This window comes from Brachybacterium fresconis, assembly GCF_017876515.1.
In the GTDB taxonomy this organism is placed as follows: Bacteria; Actinomycetota; Actinomycetes; order Actinomycetales; family Dermabacteraceae; genus Brachybacterium; species Brachybacterium fresconis.
Genome location: NZ_JAGIOC010000001.1, coordinates 4,432,986 through 4,451,094, shown reverse-complemented (window position 1 = coordinate 4,451,094; position 18,109 = coordinate 4,432,986). Strand labels below are relative to the sequence as shown.

15 protein-coding genes are annotated in these 18,109 nt (G+C 72.0%); 4 read left to right on the top strand and 11 right to left on the bottom strand.

The genetic code is table 11. The features are described 5' to 3' along the window. The first annotated feature begins 82 nt into the window (after positions 1 to 82). The gene (locus JOF44_RS19730; RefSeq protein WP_209895389.1) at positions 83 to 1,231 is read left to right on the top strand and encodes a hypothetical protein; all 1,149 of its coding nucleotides are present in this window, start codon (positions 83 to 85) and stop codon (positions 1,229 to 1,231) included. A 59-nt stretch (positions 1,232 to 1,290) separates the two neighbouring features. On the opposite strand, the gene JOF44_RS19725 is transcribed toward JOF44_RS19730, so the two are convergent. After that, positions 1,291 to 4,020, bottom strand: coding sequence for an ATP-dependent Clp protease ATP-binding subunit (locus JOF44_RS19725; RefSeq protein ID WP_209895387.1), 2,730 nt, complete (start codon positions 4,018 to 4,020; stop codon positions 1,291 to 1,293). A 250-nt stretch (positions 4,021 to 4,270) separates the two neighbouring features. Between JOF44_RS19725 and JOF44_RS19720 the strand changes: the two genes are divergently transcribed. After that, positions 4,271 to 5,671, top strand: a complete 1,401-nt coding sequence (locus JOF44_RS19720) for a PrsW family intramembrane metalloprotease (RefSeq protein ID WP_209895385.1) — start codon at positions 4,271 to 4,273, stop codon at positions 5,669 to 5,671. A gap of 123 nt (positions 5,672 to 5,794) precedes the next feature. Here the strand turns inward: JOF44_RS19720 and JOF44_RS19715 are convergent, their stop codons facing one another. From JOF44_RS19715 to JOF44_RS19700, 4 genes are read right to left on the bottom strand one after another with little or no spacing between them, the layout of a single operon-like run. Then, positions 5,795 to 6,181, bottom strand: coding sequence for an RNA-binding S4 domain-containing protein (locus tag JOF44_RS19715; protein ID WP_209895383.1), 387 nt, complete (start codon positions 6,179 to 6,181; stop codon positions 5,795 to 5,797). After that, complete coding sequence (locus JOF44_RS19710) at positions 6,178 to 7,638, bottom strand: amidase (protein WP_209895381.1); 1,461 nt, start codon at positions 7,636 to 7,638, stop codon at positions 6,178 to 6,180. Before JOF44_RS19710 ends, JOF44_RS19715 begins: the two co-directional genes overlap by 4 nt. Continuing rightward, positions 7,635 to 8,141 (bottom strand): low molecular weight protein-tyrosine-phosphatase, encoded by a 507-nt coding sequence (locus tag JOF44_RS19705; protein ID WP_209895379.1) that lies wholly within the window; start codon positions 8,139 to 8,141, stop codon positions 7,635 to 7,637. Before JOF44_RS19705 ends, JOF44_RS19710 begins: the two co-directional genes overlap by 4 nt. Next, on the bottom strand, positions 8,141 to 8,488 hold the full coding sequence (locus JOF44_RS19700) for a GNAT family N-acetyltransferase (protein WP_209895377.1): 348 nt from the start codon (positions 8,486 to 8,488) through the stop codon (positions 8,141 to 8,143). Before JOF44_RS19700 ends, JOF44_RS19705 begins: the two co-directional genes overlap by 1 nt. A 24-nt stretch (positions 8,489 to 8,512) precedes the next feature. Between JOF44_RS19700 and JOF44_RS19695 the strand changes: the two genes are divergently transcribed. Together JOF44_RS19695 and JOF44_RS19690 are read left to right on the top strand one after the other, a co-directional pair. Then, positions 8,513 to 8,878, top strand: a complete 366-nt coding sequence (locus tag JOF44_RS19695) for a DUF952 domain-containing protein (protein ID WP_209895375.1) — start codon at positions 8,513 to 8,515, stop codon at positions 8,876 to 8,878. A 114-nt stretch (positions 8,879 to 8,992) separates the two neighbouring features. Beyond that, a complete protein-coding gene (locus tag JOF44_RS19690) occupies positions 8,993 to 9,628 on the top strand; it encodes an L-threonylcarbamoyladenylate synthase (RefSeq protein ID WP_209895373.1) in 636 nt (211 codons plus the stop codon). A 62-nt stretch (positions 9,629 to 9,690) separates the two neighbouring features. Here the strand turns inward: JOF44_RS19690 and JOF44_RS19685 are convergent, their stop codons facing one another. The 6 genes from JOF44_RS19685 to gcvP all read right to left on the bottom strand — a co-directional run bounded on the left by JOF44_RS19685 (position 9,691) and on the right by gcvP (position 18,037). Further along, positions 9,691 to 10,983 carry an MFS transporter gene (locus JOF44_RS19685; protein ID WP_209895371.1) on the bottom strand — a complete coding sequence of 431 codons (1,293 nt, stop codon included), beginning with the start codon at positions 10,981 to 10,983 and terminating at the stop codon, positions 9,691 to 9,693. 143 nt (positions 10,984 to 11,126) lie between these two features. Then, positions 11,127 to 11,366: a hypothetical protein gene (locus JOF44_RS19680; RefSeq protein ID WP_209895369.1), complete on the bottom strand. Its 240-nt coding sequence runs from the start codon at positions 11,364 to 11,366 to the stop codon at positions 11,127 to 11,129. A gap of 79 nt (positions 11,367 to 11,445) precedes the next feature. Next, positions 11,446 to 12,192: a gamma-glutamyl-gamma-aminobutyrate hydrolase family protein gene (locus JOF44_RS19675; RefSeq protein ID WP_209895367.1), complete on the bottom strand. Its 747-nt coding sequence runs from the start codon at positions 12,190 to 12,192 to the stop codon at positions 11,446 to 11,448. A 260-nt stretch (positions 12,193 to 12,452) separates the two neighbouring features. After that, positions 12,453 to 13,598: a glycosyltransferase family 4 protein gene (locus JOF44_RS19670; protein WP_209895365.1), complete on the bottom strand. Its 1,146-nt coding sequence runs from the start codon at positions 13,596 to 13,598 to the stop codon at positions 12,453 to 12,455. 173 nt (positions 13,599 to 13,771) lie between these two features. Then, positions 13,772 to 14,983, bottom strand: coding sequence for a cobalamin-independent methionine synthase II family protein (locus JOF44_RS19665; RefSeq protein ID WP_209895363.1), 1,212 nt, complete (start codon positions 14,981 to 14,983; stop codon positions 13,772 to 13,774). Positions 14,984 to 15,094: 111 nt separating this feature from the next. Next, on the bottom strand, positions 15,095 to 18,037 hold the full coding sequence (gene gcvP / locus JOF44_RS19660) for an aminomethyl-transferring glycine dehydrogenase (protein WP_209895361.1): 2,943 nt from the start codon (positions 18,035 to 18,037) through the stop codon (positions 15,095 to 15,097). Positions 18,038 to 18,109 lie beyond the last annotated feature (72 nt).

Below are 18,109 nucleotides of genomic sequence, written 5' to 3'. Positions count from 1 at the left end.
GCCCCTTCCTCCACAAAGCTCCCTGTCCACAATCGAGCAGCCTGCGCCGTGAGCGGGTGTCCGTGCTGGCTACGGTCTCGCCATGGACATCATCTGGGGATGCGACACCGAGGACATGGACGAGCTGGCCGAGCGGATCGTCGAGGGGGTCGAGCGACTGCGACGGCTGATCGAGCTGCTGCGCGGCACCTCCGCGTCCGTCGCGTGGACGGGCCCGGATGCGACGGCGCATCGGGAGCGGACCGCCGTCGTGACCTCGGAGGCGAGCGACCTGTGCGGGATCCTCCGCGACCGCTCACAGCAGCTGCACGAGGAATCCGGCCAGCAGACCCGCGCCTCTCGGGGCGGGCGCGGTCTCGCCGTCGACCCGTTCGCGGCGGTGCGCGCCGAGTGGCCGGATCACCTCCCTCGCGGCCCGGTGCGGCCTCCCGGCCTCGGGGGCGGTCCCCCGATCGGATTCCGCGCCCCGATCGATGCTGACGAGATGCCGGCTTTCCCGTGGCCGGAGGGGATGGGGAAGCCCGGCCCCTGGATCGGTGGCCCCTTCCAGCGCCAGGATCCGATCGATCCGAGCCGTCCGCTCCCCGAAGGGGAGGCGTTCGGCCTCACCGAGGAGTCGCTCGCCCACGGCGAGGACTGGCGGCGGCTGCTGATGAAGACCACCACGTACTCGGCGCTCGCGCAGGGGGCCATGGACGCGCACGATGCCGTCGGCGACGGGCTGGACCGGGCCGAATCCGCCCTGGTGGACAGCGGCCATGAGGAGTTCGTCCCGGTGGTCGACGCAGCGCGCGTCCCCCACGACGTCTCCTCCCTGGTGCTCGGGGAGAATTCCGTGCTCCACGAGGTCACGCACGGGGCCGATCGACTCCTGGGCAACGTCGACCAGACCACCACCGAGGTGGCCGAGGCCGTGGGAGACGGGGACCTGACCGGTGCGCTGCGTGCCGGCGAACGAGGGGCCTACCGGCACCAGGGCATTCTCGCCGACGTGGCCGTCGATGTCTCGCTGCCTGACCTCCCGGCGGCGGCGGGGGACGTCGCCGAGCACACCGCCGACGCCGTGGAGCCGATCAGCCCGGACGCCGCGGAGACGCTCCGCGCGGCCGGTGCGCGTTCCGATGCGCTGAGCTTCTCCCTCGAGGAGTCCGCGGATCGCATGACGGATGCCGAGCGGTGGTACGACGCCCGCCGCCGCTACCTGCCGATGCCGTGGGATCCGCAGGGGTGAGCGGTGCGGGCCGACGGAGCGGAGTCGACGGCGCGGGCCGGCTCCCCCGGGACCATCGGTCAGGACGTGCGGTCCTCCCCCACGCCCGGCGCCGGCCTGCCCGCCGTCGGCTCGTCCGCCGTGGACGCATCGTCTCCTGCCGCCGGTTCCCCGTCGCCCGGCGCCGGCGCGTCCTCGCCGTCGCCGACCACGAGCACCAGATGGGGCTCGGTCCCATCGGCGCGGACCTCGACCGTCTGGCCGTCGTGGACCTCGCCCTTCAGGATCAGCCGCGCCAGCCCGTCGCCGATCTCCTTCTGCACCAGACGCTTCAGCGGACGCGCCCCGTACAGCGGGTCGAAGCCCTCTGCGGCGAGCCATCGGGTGGCCGACTCCTCGACCTCCAGGCGGATGCGCCGATCCTCGAGGCGCTTCGCGACCTCGGCGACCTGCAGGGTGACGATCCGTGCGAGCTGCTCGCGCGAGAGCGCATCGAACATCACCACGTCGTCCAGCCGGTTGAGGAACTCGGGCTTGAACGACGCCCGCACCACCTGCATCACCCGCTCATGCTTCTCGGACTGCCCGAGGGTCGCATCCTGCAGCACGTGCGCGCCGAGGTTCGAGGTGAGGATCAGGATCGAATTGCGGAAGTCCACGGTGCGGCCCTGACCGTCGGTGAGCCGACCGTCGTCGAGCACCTGCAGCAGCACGTCGAACACATCGGGGTGGGCCTTCTCGATCTCGTCGAGCAGCACCACCGAGTAGGGGCGACGCCGCACGGCCTCGGTGAGCTGGCCGCCCTCGTCGTACCCGACGTACCCCGGGGGTGCCCCGACCAGCCTCGAGACCGTGTGCTTCTCCCCGTACTCGGACATGTCGAGGCGGATCATGGAGCGCTCGTCGTCGAAGAGGAAGTCGGCCAGCGCCTTGGCGAGCTCGGTCTTGCCCACGCCCGTCGGCCCCAGGAACAGGAAGGACCCGGTGGGGCGGTTCGGGTCGGCGATGCCGGCGCGGGAGCGGCGCACGGCATCGGAGACCTCGGCGACCGCGCGCTGCTGGCCGATCAGCCGGTGGCCGATGAGGTCCTCCATCTCGAGCAGCTTCTCGCTCTCGCCCTGCAGCAGGCGGCCGGCGGGGATGCCGGTCCAGCTTCCCACGACGTCGGCGATGTCGTCGGCCCCGACATGGTCGGAGACCAGCGGCCGATCACCCTCGAGGCCGCCGGCGGCCTCCTTCTCCTCGGCGTCCACCAGCTGCATCTTCAGCTCAGGGATGTCGCCGTAGAGGATCTTGGATGCCGCCGTCAGGTCGCCCTCGCGCTGGGCGCGGTCGGCCTGCATACGCAGCTTCTCGAGCTGGGCCTTGAGGTCGCCGACGAGGTTCAGCCCGGCCTTCTCGCGCTCCCAGCGGGCCGACAGGGTCGTCATCTGCTCGGTGCGATCGGCGAGCTGGGAGCGGACGGACTCGAGCTGGGCGATGCTGCCGGCGTCCTCGCTGCCGGTCAGCGCGAGCTCCTCCATCTTCAGCCGGTCCACCTGACGGCGCAGGATGTCCAGCTGCTCGGGCGAGGAGTCCAGCTCCATGCGCTGACGGGATGCGGCCTCGTCGACGAGGTCGATGGCCTTGTCCGGCAGCTGACGGCCCGAGATGTAGCGGTCCGAGAGCGTCGCGGCGGCCACCAGGGCGGCATCGGTGATGGAGACCTTGTGGTGGGCCTCGTACTTGTCCTTCAGGCCGCGCAGGATCGTGATGGAATCCTCGACGCTGGGTTCGCCGACCAGCACCTGCTGGAAGCGCCGCTCCAGCGCCGGGTCCTTCTCGATGTTCTCGCGATACTCGTCCAGCGTGGTGGCACCGACCATCCGCAGCTCGCCGCGGGCGAGCATGGGCTTGAGCATGTTGCCGGCGTCCATCGAGCCGTCTCCGGTACCGCCGGCGCCGACCACCGTATGGAGTTCGTCGATGAAGGTGATGATCTGCCCGTTGCTGGTGCGGATCTCGTCGAGCACCGCCTTCATGCGCTCCTCGAACTCGCCGCGGTACTTCGAGCCCGCGACCATCGAGGGCAGATCCAGCGCGATCAGACGCTTGCCGCGCAGCGAGTCGGGGACGTCCCCGGTGACGATGCGCTGGGCGAGGCCCTCGACGACGGCGGTCTTGCCCACGCCGGGCTCGCCGATCAGCACGGGGTTGTTCTTGGTGCGGCGGCTGAGCACCTGCACCACGCGGCGGATCTCGGCGTCGCGGCCGATCACCGGGTCCAGCCGACCCTCCTGGGCCTGCTCGGTGAGGTCGACGCCGAACTTCTCGAGGCTCTGGAACGTGCCTTCGGGGTTCTGGGAATCCATCTGGGTCATGCGCTCATCTCCTGGAGTCAGTCGGGCCACGGCATCGCGGAGGGAGGCCGGCGTCGCCCCGACGTCGGCCAGCAGGCGCGCGGCCTCATCCTTCCCGAGTGCGATGCCGATCATCAGGTGCTCGGTGGACAGGTAGGTGCGGTGCTGGGAGTCGGCCTCGCGCCGTGCCGCCTCCAGCGCGTCGAAGCCGGTGCCGACGAAGGTGGGGGCCGAGTTCGACCCCGACCCGCTGACCTGCGGGAGGGCGTGGACCGCCTGCTCAGCGCGGGTGGCGAGGCCCCGGGGGTCCGCGCCGACCTCGGCGAGCACGGCGCGGCCGATCCCGTCGGCCTGCGTCGCCAGCACCCACAGCAGGTGCAGGGAGCTGATCTGGGGGTTCCCGAGCTGGACGGCCTTCTCCGCAGCTGCGGTCACGGCTTCCTGCGAGCGGGTGGTGAACTGGAACTCCACGATGCTCCTTCTCTGGGTCCGGACGAGGTGTCACTGACGATAACGACCCCTGGGTTGAGTCTATTCCGCTCAATCCTGATCGCGGCCGACGGTCGTCCATATCCGGCGCGCGATCCGGTCCGTCCCCGGCGTCGACGAGGGCCGGCCCCTGTAGCATCGCAGGGAACCCGGAGCCGTCCCGTATGGGGGAAGACAGACGGAGGCGCGCGCTGGGGTCTCCTCCCGTCCCCGTCTCCGAACAGAGGCCTCCATGTCCCAGCCCCCGTACCAGCCGCCGGGCGGGCAGTTCATGCCCAACGGCCGGCCGCGCCCCGGTGCACCGACCTCCGCCGAGGGCTCTCCGTCCTTCCAGTCCCAGCCCCGCTACGTCGACTACGGCAATCCACGGGCCTACGACACCTCGGTGCGGCCCACCTCGGGTCTCACCGCGGCGCGCCACGCCCCGGCGCAGATCCAGCGGCCGGCGCAGGCGCAGCCGCAGTCGGCCTGGTCCACCCAGATGCGGCGGGTCCAGGAGGTCGCCCAGCACGGCACCCGGCTGCCGACGGTGAGCATCCTGGTCTGGATCGCGGCCGTGGTCCTGGGCATCGCCCTGCTGCTGGTGCTGGGCTTCTTCTTCCTGCGGTTCGTCTCCGGGTCCAGCGCGAACCCCATCTGGTGGCCGGTCACGGCGTTCATCGCCCTGATCTCCCTGCTGGTGATCGCCCTGGTGATGTTCCTGGCGGATCGTTGGGACCCGCAGCCCTTCCCGCTGCTGATCATCGCCGTGTTCTGGGGGGCGGCGATCTCCGCGTTCATCAGCTTCTGGATCAACACCTTCAACTCCAACCTCACCTGGTGGATCACCCAGAGCGAGGCGGCAGTCGCCTTCGTCGGCCCGGTGATCAGCGCGCCGCTGGTCGAGGAGACCACCAAGGGCCTCGGCCTGCTGCTGCTGATGGTGCTGGCCCGGCGGTACTTCAACGGGCCGTTGGACGGGTTGATCTACGGCGCCCTGATCGGCGGCGGATTCGCCTTCACCGAGAACATCATCTACTACACCCGCGGGCTCGAGCTCGCCGGCGGCTGGGGTGTGCTGCTCTCGTTCGGCATGCGCGGCGTGCTGAACATCTTCGGTCACACCATCTACGTCTCGGCGACCGGCATCATCGTCGGCTTCGTGGCCCGCAAGTGGGGCACGGCGATGGGCTTCCTCGTGTTCATCCCGGCGCTGATCCCCGGCATGCTGCTGCATGCGCTGTGGAACCTCGGTGCCACCCTCGGCGGAGGCAGCGGGCTGTTCCTGGTGGTGATGTACATCCTCGAAGCGGGCCTGTCGCTGCTGTGGATGGGGGTGATCGTCGCACTGATCTGGGACGAGTCGCGTCTGACCCGGGTGCGCCTGGGCGATTACGCCAACCAGGGCTGGCTCACCCATGAGGAGGTCGACATGCTCGCGACCTGGAAGGGCCGGCGCGAGGGCAAGCGCTGGGCCGATCAGCTCGGCGCGAAGCCCGTGATGAAGAGGTTCATCCGCGAGAGCGCGGACCTCGCCTCCATCCGCCAACGACTGCTGGCCGACGGCGCGAACCCGAAGGTCGTCGCCACGGAGACGCACCTGCTGGGACGGCTGACCAGCAACCGGCAGGAGCTGCTCTCCCACACCGCCTGACGCAGGTGCGTCGGCCGTGCAGGTCGGCTCCGGGATCTCGATCCCCGGGGCCGACCCTTCGCTATGCGGCCGGCGCGCCCTCGTCCGCACCGGCACACCAGGGCACCAGGGCGCCAGGGCACCTCAGCGCCGCTGATCCTCGTCCCGGCCCCGCAGGCGGTCCAGGGCCCGACGTTCGCGCTTGGTGGGTCTGCCGGTGCCGGGCTCGCGGCGGGGCGGGGCGGCGGCCAGCTGCGGCGGCGGCTCGGGGCTGTGGTCCTCGTACGCCGCGCGCGCGATCGGGTACCCGACGCGGGTGGTGAGGATCCGGGTGATCACGTAGATCCGTTCGCGGCCGGGCGAGCGCAGGCGCAGCTCATCGCCGACGACGACCCGCTGAGCGGCCTTGGTCGGGGCCCCGTTGCGCCGCACGTGGCCTGCGCGGCAGGCCGTGGTGGCCGCGGAGCGGGTGGGCATCAGCCGTGCGCTCCACAGCCACATGTCGAGACGGACGGACTGCGCCTCGGTCATGCGGCCCCGGGCGCGCGCACCAGCGGCCACGGGTCGTGCGCCTCCAGCTGGGCGGCCAGCTGCAGCAGCAGCGTCTCGGCTCCGCGGCGGGTCGCGCCCAGCTGCACGCCGAAGGGCAGCTCGGTCCCGTCGACCTCCTCGCGGTGGATCGGCACCGCCAGCGCGGCATCGCCGGTCATGTTCCAGCTGCTGGTCCAGGGGGTGAACGCCCGCTGGGCGTCGAAGTCGGCCGCGCCCTCGCTCAGCTGCAGGTCCTCGGGGAGAGCCGGCGGGCCGGACAGGGCCGGGGTGAGCACCACGTCGTAGTCGGCGAAGGCCTCCGCGGTCCGGCGGGCCAGGGTCTGGACCCCGGCCAGGGCGGCGGCGAGGTCGACGCCGCTGTAGGTGCGGCCGCGCTCGCGCAGCCACCGGGTGAGCTCGAGCAGCTGGGTCTCCTGCGACTCGCTCAGCGCGATGGTGGCGGCCCCGACGGTCCACAGCGGCATGAAGGCCGTCCAGTCCTCGGCGGTGAACGGCGCGGGGATCCGGCTGATGCGGTGGCCGAGGCCGCGCAGCGTCCCCACGGCGCGATCCAGTCCGCGCAGCGCGGCAGGGTGCACGGCGGTCTCGGCCGCGAGCGGCTCGTCGAGCACGGCGATCCGCAGCGGGCCCGGCGGCTCCTCGACGGCATCGAGGTAGCTGGCGGTGCGGCGCGGCAGGGGCATGAAGTCCCCGGGTCGCCCGCCGGCGAGCAGGTCGAGGCCTGCCGCGACATCGCGCACGCTGCGCGCGAGGACTCCGTCGGTGCCCAGCCCCATCCCCTCGGTGGAGTACGGGCCCGGCGAGATGAGTCCGCGGGAGGGCTTCAGGCCGAGCACTCCGCAGCAGGCGGCGGGGATCCGCACGGACCCTCCCCCGTCGGAGCCGTGCGCGATCGGCACGATGCCGCGGGCGACCGCCGCACCGGCGCCTCCGCTGGACCCGCCGGCGGTGCGACGCAGGTCCCAGGGGGTGCGGGCCGGGGACCCGGTCGCCGGTTCGGTGTAGCAGGGCATGCCGAACTCGGGGGTGGTGGTCTTGCCGATCGTCACGGTGCCGGCGTCGAGGATCCGCTGGGCCACTCCGTCGGTGACCTCGGCGATGTTTCCCCGCAGGGCGAGGGATCCGGCCTCGAAGGGCTGCCCGGCGATCTGGGTGAGGTCCTTGATCGGCAGCGGCACGCCCAGCAGGGGGTGGCGGGCGGCGAGCTCCTCGAGCTCCCCGGCGCGGCGGCCCGCGGCGAGGGTCTCGGCGGCGTGGCGGGCCTGCCGGACGGAGAGGTCGGGCAGGAGGTGGGCGAAGGCTCCGACCTCTCCGCCGGCGGTGCGGGCGGCCTCCAGGGTCTGCTCGGCGAGCTCGAGGGCGTCGAGCTCGCCGCTGCGCAGCGCGGCGGCGGTCTCCAGCGCACCGCGGGCCCCGGGGATCGTCGGCCCGGTCACGGACGTCCCCCGGATCGTCCCGCGCGCTGAAGGGCGGTGCGGACGTGCCCGACGATCCCGGGCGCGGCCTCGGTGATCTGCTCCCAGGCGAGCTCGAAGTTGCTCTCGTCGCCCCACCAGGGGTCACGGATACCGGTGTCCTCGACCGGACCGGGGGCGAAGTCGCGCACCATGTGGAGGCGGTCGATGATCTCCCGCCCGCCGGCGCGGTGCAGGGGGCGGACGTGGTCGTGGTCCAGGGCCAGGACGAGATCGGCGTCGCCGAGGTCGCGAGAGCTCATCTGGCGGGCGCGGTGTGCGGAGGGGTCGAGGCCGTGGGAGCGCAGCAGCGCTCCGGCCCGGGGGTCGATCGGGTTGCCGACCTCCTCGCGCGTGGTCCCGACGGAGGCCACCTCGACCTGCTCGCCGAGCCCGGCCTGCTCCAGGGCGTCGCGCAGCGCGTACTCGGCCATCGGGGAGCGGCAGATGTTGCCGGTGCACACGGTCAGGATGCGGTACGTCATCAGGCCCGGCCCCCTTCGTCGTCGGCGGATTCCTCGCGCAGGTCGGCGTACTCGGGACCGGAGAGGATGCCGCGGGCGAACCAGCAGGTGGCGCGGACCCGGTAGCCGCGCCCGCGGGCGTCGTCCAGGGCGAAGCGCACCAGGGCGGAGCCGATGCCGCGGCCGGAGCGCTCCGGCGCCACCACGGTCGAGCGGAGGTCGCGCACGGTGCCGGTCCCGGACTCCGGCGCCTCGTCGCCGTAGTAGAGGACACCGACCGTCTCGGTGTCCTCGAGGGCTTCGTAGCGGTCGCGGTCGTCATCGTGGACCAGGCGCACCGCGCCCGGCCCGGCGGAGGTCTCATCCATGCCGGTCACGGTACACTGCCGGTCATGCCTGCGCCTCTGATCTGGCACATCACCGAACTGTCCGCCTGGGAGGCGGCCGTCCGGACGGGCTCCTACACCCGGGCCACCCGGGGCCGCGATCTGTCCGAAGTCGGCTACATCCACGCCTCCTGGCCCGAGCAGGTCTCGATGGTCGCCAAGCGCGTGTACCCCGAACGGCCGGCGGACCTCGTGATCCTCGAGATCGACGTCGCCCGCGTCGAGGCCGCCGGTGTCGCGGTGGACATCGAGGCCGATGACGACGGCGCGGGGCGCGGCTATCCGCACATCAAGGGACCGCTCCCGGTCACCGCGGTGCTGCGGCTGCGCCGCACCAAGTGGATCGGCCGCGAGTTCGTCGTCGTCGCCTGAGCGACGAGGACCGCCCCGGCGACGGCGACCACCGAGCGACGGCCACCGAGCGACAGGGACCGCAGCGGCGGAGACCCCCGTGGCGCCCCCGCATCCGGCGACGTAGCATCGGGCATGGCCAGATCCTCACGGCGTGCCCGCTACCTCGACATCCATCCGGTCGACCCGCAGCCGCGTCTCGTCGACCAAGCCGTCGCCGTGCTCCGTGACGGCGGCCTGATCGCGTACCCGACGGACTCCTGCTACGCCCTGGGCTGCTCCCTGGGCGCCACCGAGGGACTCGAGCGGATCCGTCGCATCCGCCAGGTCGACAAGAACCACCACTTCACCTTGGTGTGCGCGGACTTCGCCCAGCTGGGCCAGTTCGTGATCGTCTCGAACCCGACATTCCGCCTGGTCAAGAACGCCACCCCGGGTCCGTACACCTTCATCCTGCCGGCCACCAAGGAGGTGCCGCGGCGGATGGCGCACCCCAAGAAGCACACCGTCGGCGTGCGCATCCCCGACCACCGGGTCGCGCACGCACTGGTCGAGGCGCTCGGCGAGCCGATCGTCTCCTCGACGCTGCTGCTGCCGGGTCAGGAGGACCCGCCGTCGGAGGGCTGGGTGGTCCAGGACCTGCTCGGCGAGCAGGTCGACGTGATCATCGATTCCGGGGAGGTGGGCATCGAGCCGACCACGGTCGTGGACCTCTCCACCGGTGAGCTCGAGATCGCCCGCGAGGGAGCCGGGGACATCACCCGCTTCTGACCCGCCGCCCGACGTGCTCCGCCGGTCGCGCCCCGGACCGTCGACGCGGACGAGCCGATGCCTCACGCGGGCCGGTCGTCCCCGCTCACCGGTGCGCTCCGCCGCCGACCGGTCTCGAGCACCCCGGAGAAGACCAGGATGCCCAGCATGTACAGCGGCACGATCCACAGCGCGTAGCGCAGGGTGAACGCATCGCCGAGCGCCCCCACGATCGGTGGGGTGACGAAGAATCCCAGGCGTGCGAACCAGCCCACCACGGTGATCCCCACCCCCGGCGGGACGCCCGGCATGTCGTCGGCCGCGCGGAAGGCGGAGGGGAACAGGGTGGCCACGCCCCAGCCAGCGGCGGCGAAGCCGATCAGCGCGGTGACCGGGTGGGGCACCAGCATGGCGATGCTCATGCCGAGCGCGCCGACCAGGGCCCCCAGACGGGCGGTGGCGCGGTCTCCGATCCGGTCCACGACGGCGTCCCCGGTGAAGCGTCCGATGGTCTGGGCACCCTGGAGGGCGACGAAGGCCATGCCGGCGAAGAACGGGGTCGCCCCGAAGGTGGAGGTCATGAACAGCGCGCCCCAGGTGTTGCCGGCGTCCTCGGTGGAGCCGGCGAACACCAGCACCATGCCCAGCGCCGAGATCAGACCCAGCGCACGCAGGCTCATCCCTGCGATCCTCACCCCGCTGGGGGCGACCTCGGCGGGCACCTCGGCCCCGGAGCCGGCCGACGGCCCTGCGGTCGCGGGGGTGCGCTCGGTGGCGTCGTGCCCGGGCAGCATGAAGCGCAGCGATCCCGCCGCGAGGACGCCGAAGACGACCAGCCCGATCACGCCCTGGACCCACAGGGGGACGCCGATCTGCGCGAACGTCGATCCGATCAGGCCGCCGGCGACCGCGCCGAGCGACCACCAGCCGTGGTAGCTGTTCATGATCGAACGGCGGTAGCGGCGCTCGACCCGCATGCCGTGCGCGTTCATCGAGATGTCGGTGATGGAATCGGCGGCCATGGCCAGCACGAGCGCCGCCGCGAGCCACAGCCAGGACCCGGAGACGTACACGGCCAGGTGCGTGGTCGAGGCGACGATCTGTGCGAGGACGGCGACGCGGGCGGAGCCGAACCGACCCATCAGCCGCGCTGCACCCAGCCCCGCCAGCAGTCCGCCGACCGGGCCGATGCCGATGGCGAGGCCGAAGGCGGTGTTGGACAGCCCGATGCTCTCGACCAGCTCGGGATAGCGCGGCATGATCGCGCAGAAGGAGGCGCCGTTGAGGAAGAACAGCAGGGAGATCGCCCGCCGGGCGAAGCGCGCGTCGGCGGCGACAGGAGCAGTCGGCGGGGCACCGGTCGAGTGAACGTTCACGAGGCCCTATTGTCCGGCACCGGGCCGCGAATTCCAATGATCTGCGACCCGGCCTGCCCGCGGCGGCACCGCTGCGCGGCCCCACGACGAGACGTGCCCGGCCGCCAGAGGGCGACCGGGCACGAAGAATGCCGAGGGACGGATCAGGACAGGAAGCGCGGCACCAGGTCGAAGGTCAGGAACAGCGAGAGCAGGCACATCCCCAGCCCGACGACGAAGGTCACGGCCGTGAACAGGCTCATCACGTAGAGGCCACCGGCGAAGAGGCCGAACACCACGGCGAACAGCACGATGCTGAGCACCACGTTGTTGCCGTGCGAGGTCTGGTTCTCCTCATCACGCTGCGTGGTCTCGACGGTGCGCGTGACCTGCTCGTTGCTCATGCTGGCTCTTCCTCCGTGTCACCTGATCGTTCCGCCCGCAGCGGACCGGGGTCCGAGGGCGCGGACGTCCGGGCCCATTCTAGACCAGCGAGGGGGCCGGTGCCGACTCGGCGCGGTGGCGGATCGCGGTGAGCAGGCTCTCGAAGACGGCGGCGCCGTCGGCCCCGTCGATCTCGGGATGCCATTGCACGGCGAGCACGCTGGAGCCCGCTGCGGCTTCGACGGCCAGCGGCAGGGAGCTCTCGTGGCGGGCGACGACCCGCAGGTCCCCGGCGACGGCGGCGATGCCCTGGTGGTGGAAAGCGGTGACCTCGGCGCGGGTGCCGAGGGCGAGGGCGAGGTCGCTGTCGGCGTCGATGGCGGCCTCCACCGCGGTGGGCCGCTCCCCCGTGGTGGGATGCGCCGGGAGGTCCGTCGGGAGATGGCGGTGCAGTGCGCCGCCTTCGGCGATGACGATGATCTGCAGGCCGCGGCAGATGCCGAGCACCGGGACGTCGGCGCGGCGGGCGGCACGGTACAGCGCCGTCTCGAAAGCGTCGCGCTCCGGGTCCGGGGTCATGTCGGTCGCCAGGGCGTCCTCGCCCCAGGTCGTGGAGTCCAGGTCGGTGCCGCCGGTGAGGACGAGTCCGTCGAGCTCGGAGACCTCCTCGTCGGTCCACTCGTCCTGCGGGGCGAGGATGACGGGCCGGGCGCCGGCCGCACGGATCGCCCGCACGTAGTGCTCGGTGACCACCACGGCGTCATGGCCCGCCCAGGCGCCGGTCATCATGGCGCGGGTCCCTGCGGTCACTCCGATGAGCGGGCGACGGGTGGTGCGCTGCGCCATGATGGTGGTCCTTTCCGCGGGAATCCGTGCCGCCGGGAACGGCGACAGGACACAGTCCATCGTGCGGGCAGGGGCCGCGGCGAGCTGTGTGGCCGATTGTGAACCGGGAGCCCGCGACGGGCGGGTCGGCCGATGGCGCACCGGGAGCCCGCTACGCATGGGTCGGCCGATGGCGCACCGGCAACCCGGTCGCGCGGAGCGGCGGCCGACGACCTCGGAGCCCGCGACGGGCGGAGCGGACGCCGCGAACCCGCGATTGCTCAGCGAGCGCCGAGCAGGCCTCGATGGCTCTCGAGGGCGGAGAGGTAGTAGCCGCGCAGCTGCTCGGCGAGCACCGGCCAGGTGCGCTTGTGCACGCTCTCCTGTGCGGCCCGACCGAAGGCGCGCCGCTTGGCGTCGTCGAACAGCAGGTCGGCGGCCTGTTCCTGGAGCTCATCGAGCATCCCCGGGGTGTACAGCCACCCGGTGCGACTGGGCGAGACGAGATCGACGGGGCCGCCGCGGCGGGGAGCGATCACGGGCAGGCCGGAGGCCATGGCCTCCTGGATGGTCTGGCCGAAGGTCTCGAGCTCGCCGGGGTGGATGAAGAGGTCGGCGCTGGCGAGGTGGGCGGCGAGGTCGGTTCCCGAACGGAAGCCGGCGAAGCGGGCCCGGGGCATCCGGCGGCGCAGCGCCTCCCGTTCGGGGCCGTCGCCGACGATCAGCAGGCGCACCCCCGGCATGTCGTGGATGACCTGCAGATCGGCGACCTGCTTCTCGGCCGCGAGGCGCCCCATGTACACCACGAGCTTCTCGCCGGGCTCCGCGTACTGCGCACGCAGCGGCGCGCTGTGCAGCGCAGGGGAGAACAAGGAGGTGTCCACGCCGCGGCGCCACAGGTCCACCCGCTCGATGCCGTGCTCGATCAGCTCGTCCCGGGTGGTGGTGGAGGGGGCGAGGGTGAGCGTGGCGCGGTTGTGGACCTCGCGCACCGCCCGCCAGGACGCCCGGGCGAGGAACGGCATCCCGTAGCGCGCGGTGTAGCCGGGGATGTCGGTCTGGTACACGGCGACGGTCGGGACCCCCGCCTTCTGCGCGGCCACCATCGCCCTCCCGCCGAGGACGGTGGGCGATGCCAGGTGGACGACGTCGGGCCCGAACTCCTCGATCCGGCGGCGCAGTGAGGTGGCGCCGACCGCGGCGATCCGCACCGCCGAGTAGCCCGGCAGCGGGGCCGACGGGACGCGGTGCACCTCGATCGTGCGCCCGCAGGAGGTGCGCAGCGAGGTCTCGGCCCCCGGCCATTGCGGGGCGATGATCGCGACCTCATCACCGGTGGCGGCGAAGTGATCGACGATGCGGAGCACCGAGTTGGTGACTCCGTTGATGTGCGGCAGGAACGATTCGGCAACGATGAGGATCCTCACGCCCTCGATACTCCTCCGCCTGAGCAGAATCGGGTCCACGCCCGCATGACATCTCGGCGACGCCGAGGTGAACTCTCCGTCGCCCGGCCGGCCGCTCCCCCACCGTGCGCACGCTCTGCCGCGGGCCGGCGAGCGTGCCCGGGCGGGACGAGGCGGGCGCTGCGCCCCGGCGCTCAGACCCGCCCGGACGCGATCTCGGCGCCCCTGACCAGGGAATCGAGCTTCGCCCAGGCGATCTGCGGGTGGATGCGTCCGCCCAGACCGCAGTCGGTGGAGCCGATGACCCGCTCGGGGCCCACCAGGCGCGCGAAGCGCTCCAGGCGCTGGGCGACCAGCTCGGGGTGCTCGACCACGTTGGTCGCATGGGAGACGATGCCGGGCACGAGGACCTTGTCCTGGGGCAGCTCGAGGTCCTCCCACACGGTCCATTCGTGCTCGTGGCGCACGTTGGCGGCCTCGAAGCTGTAGTACCTCGCGTCGATCTCGAGCAGCAGCGGAGCGATGTGGCGGAACTCGATGTCGGTGGTGTGGGGGCCGTGCCAGGAGCCCCAGCACAGGTGGAAGCGGGTCTGCTCGGTGGGGACGTTCACCAGGGCCCGATTGACCGCCTCGACCCGCTTGCGGGTGAAGGCGAGGTAGTCCTCGACGCTCGGCTCCGGATTGATCTGGTCCCAGTTCTCGGCGATCGACGGGTCGTCGATCTGCACGGTGAGCCCGGCGGCGGCGATGGCCTCGTACTCCGGGCGCATCACCTCCACCCAGGCGTCGAGGAACGCGTCCTCGTCGCCGTAGTGGTCATCGACGATGCGGCTGCCCGAGCCCGGGGAGAGGGCGTTGAGGAAGCCGCGGTCGTAGCCGGCCGCCTCGAGTGCCGCGCGGACGTTGGCCACGTCCTGGGCGCCCAGCTCGCGGCCGGTGTCCGAGTAGGAGATCTCGCCGGTCGCCGCCGGGAAGGTGGCCTGGCCGCCGACGGTGATGCCCGAGGTGGGGTCCTGATAGGCGTCGGCGAAGATCGTCCAGTCGCGCCGGTCGGGGAAGGTCGTCAGGCGCACGTCGCCCGGGCCGGAGCGCACCGGCTCGCTGGAGAAGTGGTCGCTGCCGGTCAGCTCGAGGCCGCTGACGCGGTCGAAGATGTAGGACCACCAGGAGCCGTAGTTCACGGCCGAGCCCATCAGGTGTCCGTACTCGCCGTCGTTGGGGATCGCGATGCCGATCTCGCGCTGGCGGGCGACGACGTCCGTGACCGCCTGGCGCAGCACCTCGCGGAACTCGTCGGTCGGGGCGGGGGTCAGTCCGTCCGCGCCGACGGGGCGCGCGGCGTTGGCAGCGATCAGCTCCTCGCTGCGAGGCAGGGAACCGGCATGGGTGGTGAGGATCTCGGTCATGCTCACGAGGGTATGGCCCGGGCGCCCCGGCCGGAAACCGGGCGTCACAGCTGTTCACGAGCCGCCGAGAGGTCGCTCCCGCCGCACCGTGCCCGCTGCGCCGCGGGAACCTCAGTCCGTCTCGCGCGGCCAGGTCGGCACCAGGTTCCGGTCGCCGTAGGCCTGGTCGACGCGACGCACCGGCGGCCAGTACTTGGACTGGATCCGCATCTGCGCGCTGTCGTGCGTCGAGAGGTCCTCGGGCGCGGTCCAGCTGCCGGGGTAGACGGCGACCTCCCGCGAGTAGGGATGGGTCCACTCCCCCGTGGCGATCGCTGCGGCCGTGTGCGGGGCGTTCACCAGCGGGTTGTCGTCCTTCGCCCAGGTGCCGGAGACGATCTCCTCGGCCTCCTTGGCGATCATGAGCATCGCCTCGACGAAACGGTCGATCTCGGCGAGGTCCTCGGACTCCGTCGGCTCGACCATGAAGGTCCCGGCCACCGGGAAGGACATGGTCGGGGCGTGGAACCCGTAGTCGATCAGCCGCTTGGCGACATCGTCGACGGTGACCCCGGTGCGGGCCGTGAAGGGGCGCAGGTCCACGATGCACTCGTGGGCGACCAGGCCGTTCTCCCCGGTGTAGAGGATCTCGAAGGACTCCGAGAGGCGATGGGCCATGTAGTTGGCCGCGAGCACCGCGGCGGCGGTGGCGTGCCGCAGCCCCTCGGGTCCCATCAGCCGGATGTACGTCCAGGAGATCGGCAGGATCGACGCCGACCCGTAGGGGGCCTGCGAGACCGGGCTGCCGCCGTGGGGCTGCGCGCCCTGCCCCGTGACCGGGTGCTCAGCCTGCTGGATGCCCGGGTGACCCGGCAGGTACGGCGCCAGATGCGCCTTGGCCGCGACGGGGCCGACGCCGGGCCCGCCGCCGCCGTGGGGGATGCAGAACGTCTTGTGCAGGTTCAGGTGGGAGACGTCCCCGCCGAACTCGCCGGGACGGGCCACCTGCAGCAGGGCGTTGAGGTTCGCGCCGTCGACGTAGACCTGCCCGCCGGCGTCGTGGACCAGCTCGCAGACGGTGCGCACCTCCTGTTCGTACACGCCGTGCGTGGAGGGGTAGGTGATCATGATGGCGGCGAGCTCGTCGCCGTGGTCCTTGATCTTCTGCTTCAGGTCGTCGAGGTCGATGTTGCCGCTCGCATCGGAGTCGACGACCACCACGCGCAGTCCGGCGATCACGGCGGAGGCGGCGTTGGTGCCGTGCGCCGAGCTCGGCACCAGGCACACCTCGCGTCCGCTCTCGCCGCGGGAGGCGTGATAGGCGCGGATCGCGAGCAGGCCCGCGATCTCCCCCTGGGAGCCGGCGTTGGGCTGCAGGGAGACCGTGTCGTATCCGGTGAGGTCGGCCAGCCAGGTCTCCAGCTGGGTGATCATCTCCAGGTAGCCCTCGACGTCCTCGCGCGGTGCGAGGGGGTGGACGGCGTTGAAGGAGGCCCAGGTGATGCCGGCCATCTCGGTGGCGGCGTTCAGCTTCATCGTGCACGAGCCCAGCGGGATCATCCCGCGGTCCAGGGCGAAATCGCGGTCCGACAGGCGGCGCAGGTAGCGCATCATCGCGGTCTCGGAGCGGAAGGAGGAGAACACCGGGTGGGTCAGGAACGCGTCCTGGCGCACCAGGGTTCCCCAGTCCGTGCCCGAGCCCACGTCCGCGAGCTCATGACCGGGGTCCGGCGCGAATCCGTCGAAGACGGCCGCGATCGCCCGCAGGTCGTCGTCGGTCACGGTCTCGTCGAGCGAGAGGTGGACGAGGTCGTCGCCGACGGTGTGGACCAGGTACCCGGCCTCGGCCGCCTTCGCGGCGATGTCCTGGGCCCGGCCCGTGGCCCGGACCTCGAGGGTGTCGAAGAAGGCCTCGGCGGTCAGCTCGAACCCGCTGACGACGAGGTGGTCGGCGAGGGTCGCCGTGCGGTCGGCGACGAGGCGCCCGATCCGGGTCAGGCCCTCGGGGCCGTGGTAGACGGCGTACATCGCGGCCATGACGGCCAGCAGCACCTGGGCGGTGGTGATCGAGCTGGTGGCCTTCTCCCGGCGGATGTGCTGCTCGCGGGTCTGCAGCGACAGCCGGTAGGCTGGATTGCCGTCGGCGTCGACCGAGACCCCGACGAGTCGCCCCGGCAGCTGGCGCTCGAGACCCTTGCGCACCGCGACGAACCCGGCGTGCGGGCCGCCGAAGCCCATGGGGATGCCGAAGCGCTGGGAGGATCCGACGGTGACGTCGGCGCCGAGGGATCCCGGGGAGGACAGCATCGTCAGGGCCAGAAGGTCCGCCGAGACGATCGCGACGGCCCTGGTGGACCTGACCTCGGCGATCACCTCGCTGGGGTCCCACACGCGGCCGGAGGCCCCGGGGTACTGGATGAGCGCGCCGAAGTACTGGCCCTCGGGGGCGCCGTCGGCGGCGAAGTCCCGCTCGCGCAGCTCGATGCCGAGCCCATCGGTCCGGCCGCGCAGGACGGCCTTGGTCGCGGGCAGGGCGTCCGAGTCCACGTAGAACACGGTGCCGTTGCGCTTGGCGGTGCGCCGAGCCAGCATCAGCGCCTCGGCGGCGGACGTGGCCTCGTCGAGGGTGGAGGCGTTGGAGACGTCCATCCCGGTGAGGTCGCAGATCATGGTCTGGAAGGTCAGCAGCGCCTCGAGGCGGCCCTGGGAGATCTCGGGCTGGTACGGGGTGTAGGCGGTGTACCAGGCGGGGTTCTCCAGCACATTGCGCTGGATCACCGCGGGGGTGTGGGTGCCGTGATACCCCATGCCGATCAGGGAGCGGCGCACCGTGTTGCGGTCCGCCAGCTCCCGCAGCTCCTGCAGCGCGGCAGGCTCCGTGGCCCCCTGGGGCACCACCGAGGCGGCCTCGGCGCCGTCGTTCTCCAGCAGGATCGTGCTGGGCACCGCCGCCTTCAGCATCTGGTCCAGGGTCTCGTGGCCGAGGACCTCGAGCATGTGGCGCTGGGCCTCGTGATCGGTGCCGACGTGGCGGCGGACGAAGGAGTCGTGCTCGAGCACGGATGGATCGGTCATGTCGGTCATGGTTCAGCAGTGCCCCTGGTCTCGCGGTTCTCGGTGGGTGCATGCGCCGTGGCGGAGGCGGCC

Coding starts and splice junctions, on each gene's coding strand:
- JOF44_RS19730 (WP_209895389.1), top strand. CDS start 83: ATGGACATCATCTGGGGATGCGACACCGAGGACATGGACGAGCTGGCC.
- JOF44_RS19720 (WP_209895385.1), top strand. CDS start 4,271: ATGTCCCAGCCCCCGTACCAGCCGCCGGGCGGGCAGTTCATGCCCAAC.
- JOF44_RS19715 (WP_209895383.1), bottom strand. CDS start 6,181: ATGACCGAGGCGCAGTCCGTCCGTCTCGACATGTGGCTGTGGAGCGCA.
- JOF44_RS19705 (WP_209895379.1), bottom strand. CDS start 8,141: ATGACGTACCGCATCCTGACCGTGTGCACCGGCAACATCTGCCGCTCC.
- JOF44_RS19700 (WP_209895377.1), bottom strand. CDS start 8,488: ATGGATGAGACCTCCGCCGGGCCGGGCGCGGTGCGCCTGGTCCACGAT.
- JOF44_RS19695 (WP_209895375.1), top strand. CDS start 8,513: ATGCCTGCGCCTCTGATCTGGCACATCACCGAACTGTCCGCCTGGGAG.
- JOF44_RS19690 (WP_209895373.1), top strand. CDS start 8,993: ATGGCCAGATCCTCACGGCGTGCCCGCTACCTCGACATCCATCCGGTC.
- JOF44_RS19680 (WP_209895369.1), bottom strand. CDS start 11,366: ATGAGCAACGAGCAGGTCACGCGCACCGTCGAGACCACGCAGCGTGAT.
- JOF44_RS19675 (WP_209895367.1), bottom strand. CDS start 12,192: ATGGCGCAGCGCACCACCCGTCGCCCGCTCATCGGAGTGACCGCAGGG.
- JOF44_RS19665 (WP_209895363.1), bottom strand. CDS start 14,983: ATGACCGAGATCCTCACCACCCATGCCGGTTCCCTGCCTCGCAGCGAG.
- gcvP (WP_209895361.1), bottom strand. CDS start 18,037: ATGACCGATCCATCCGTGCTCGAGCACGACTCCTTCGTCCGCCGCCAC.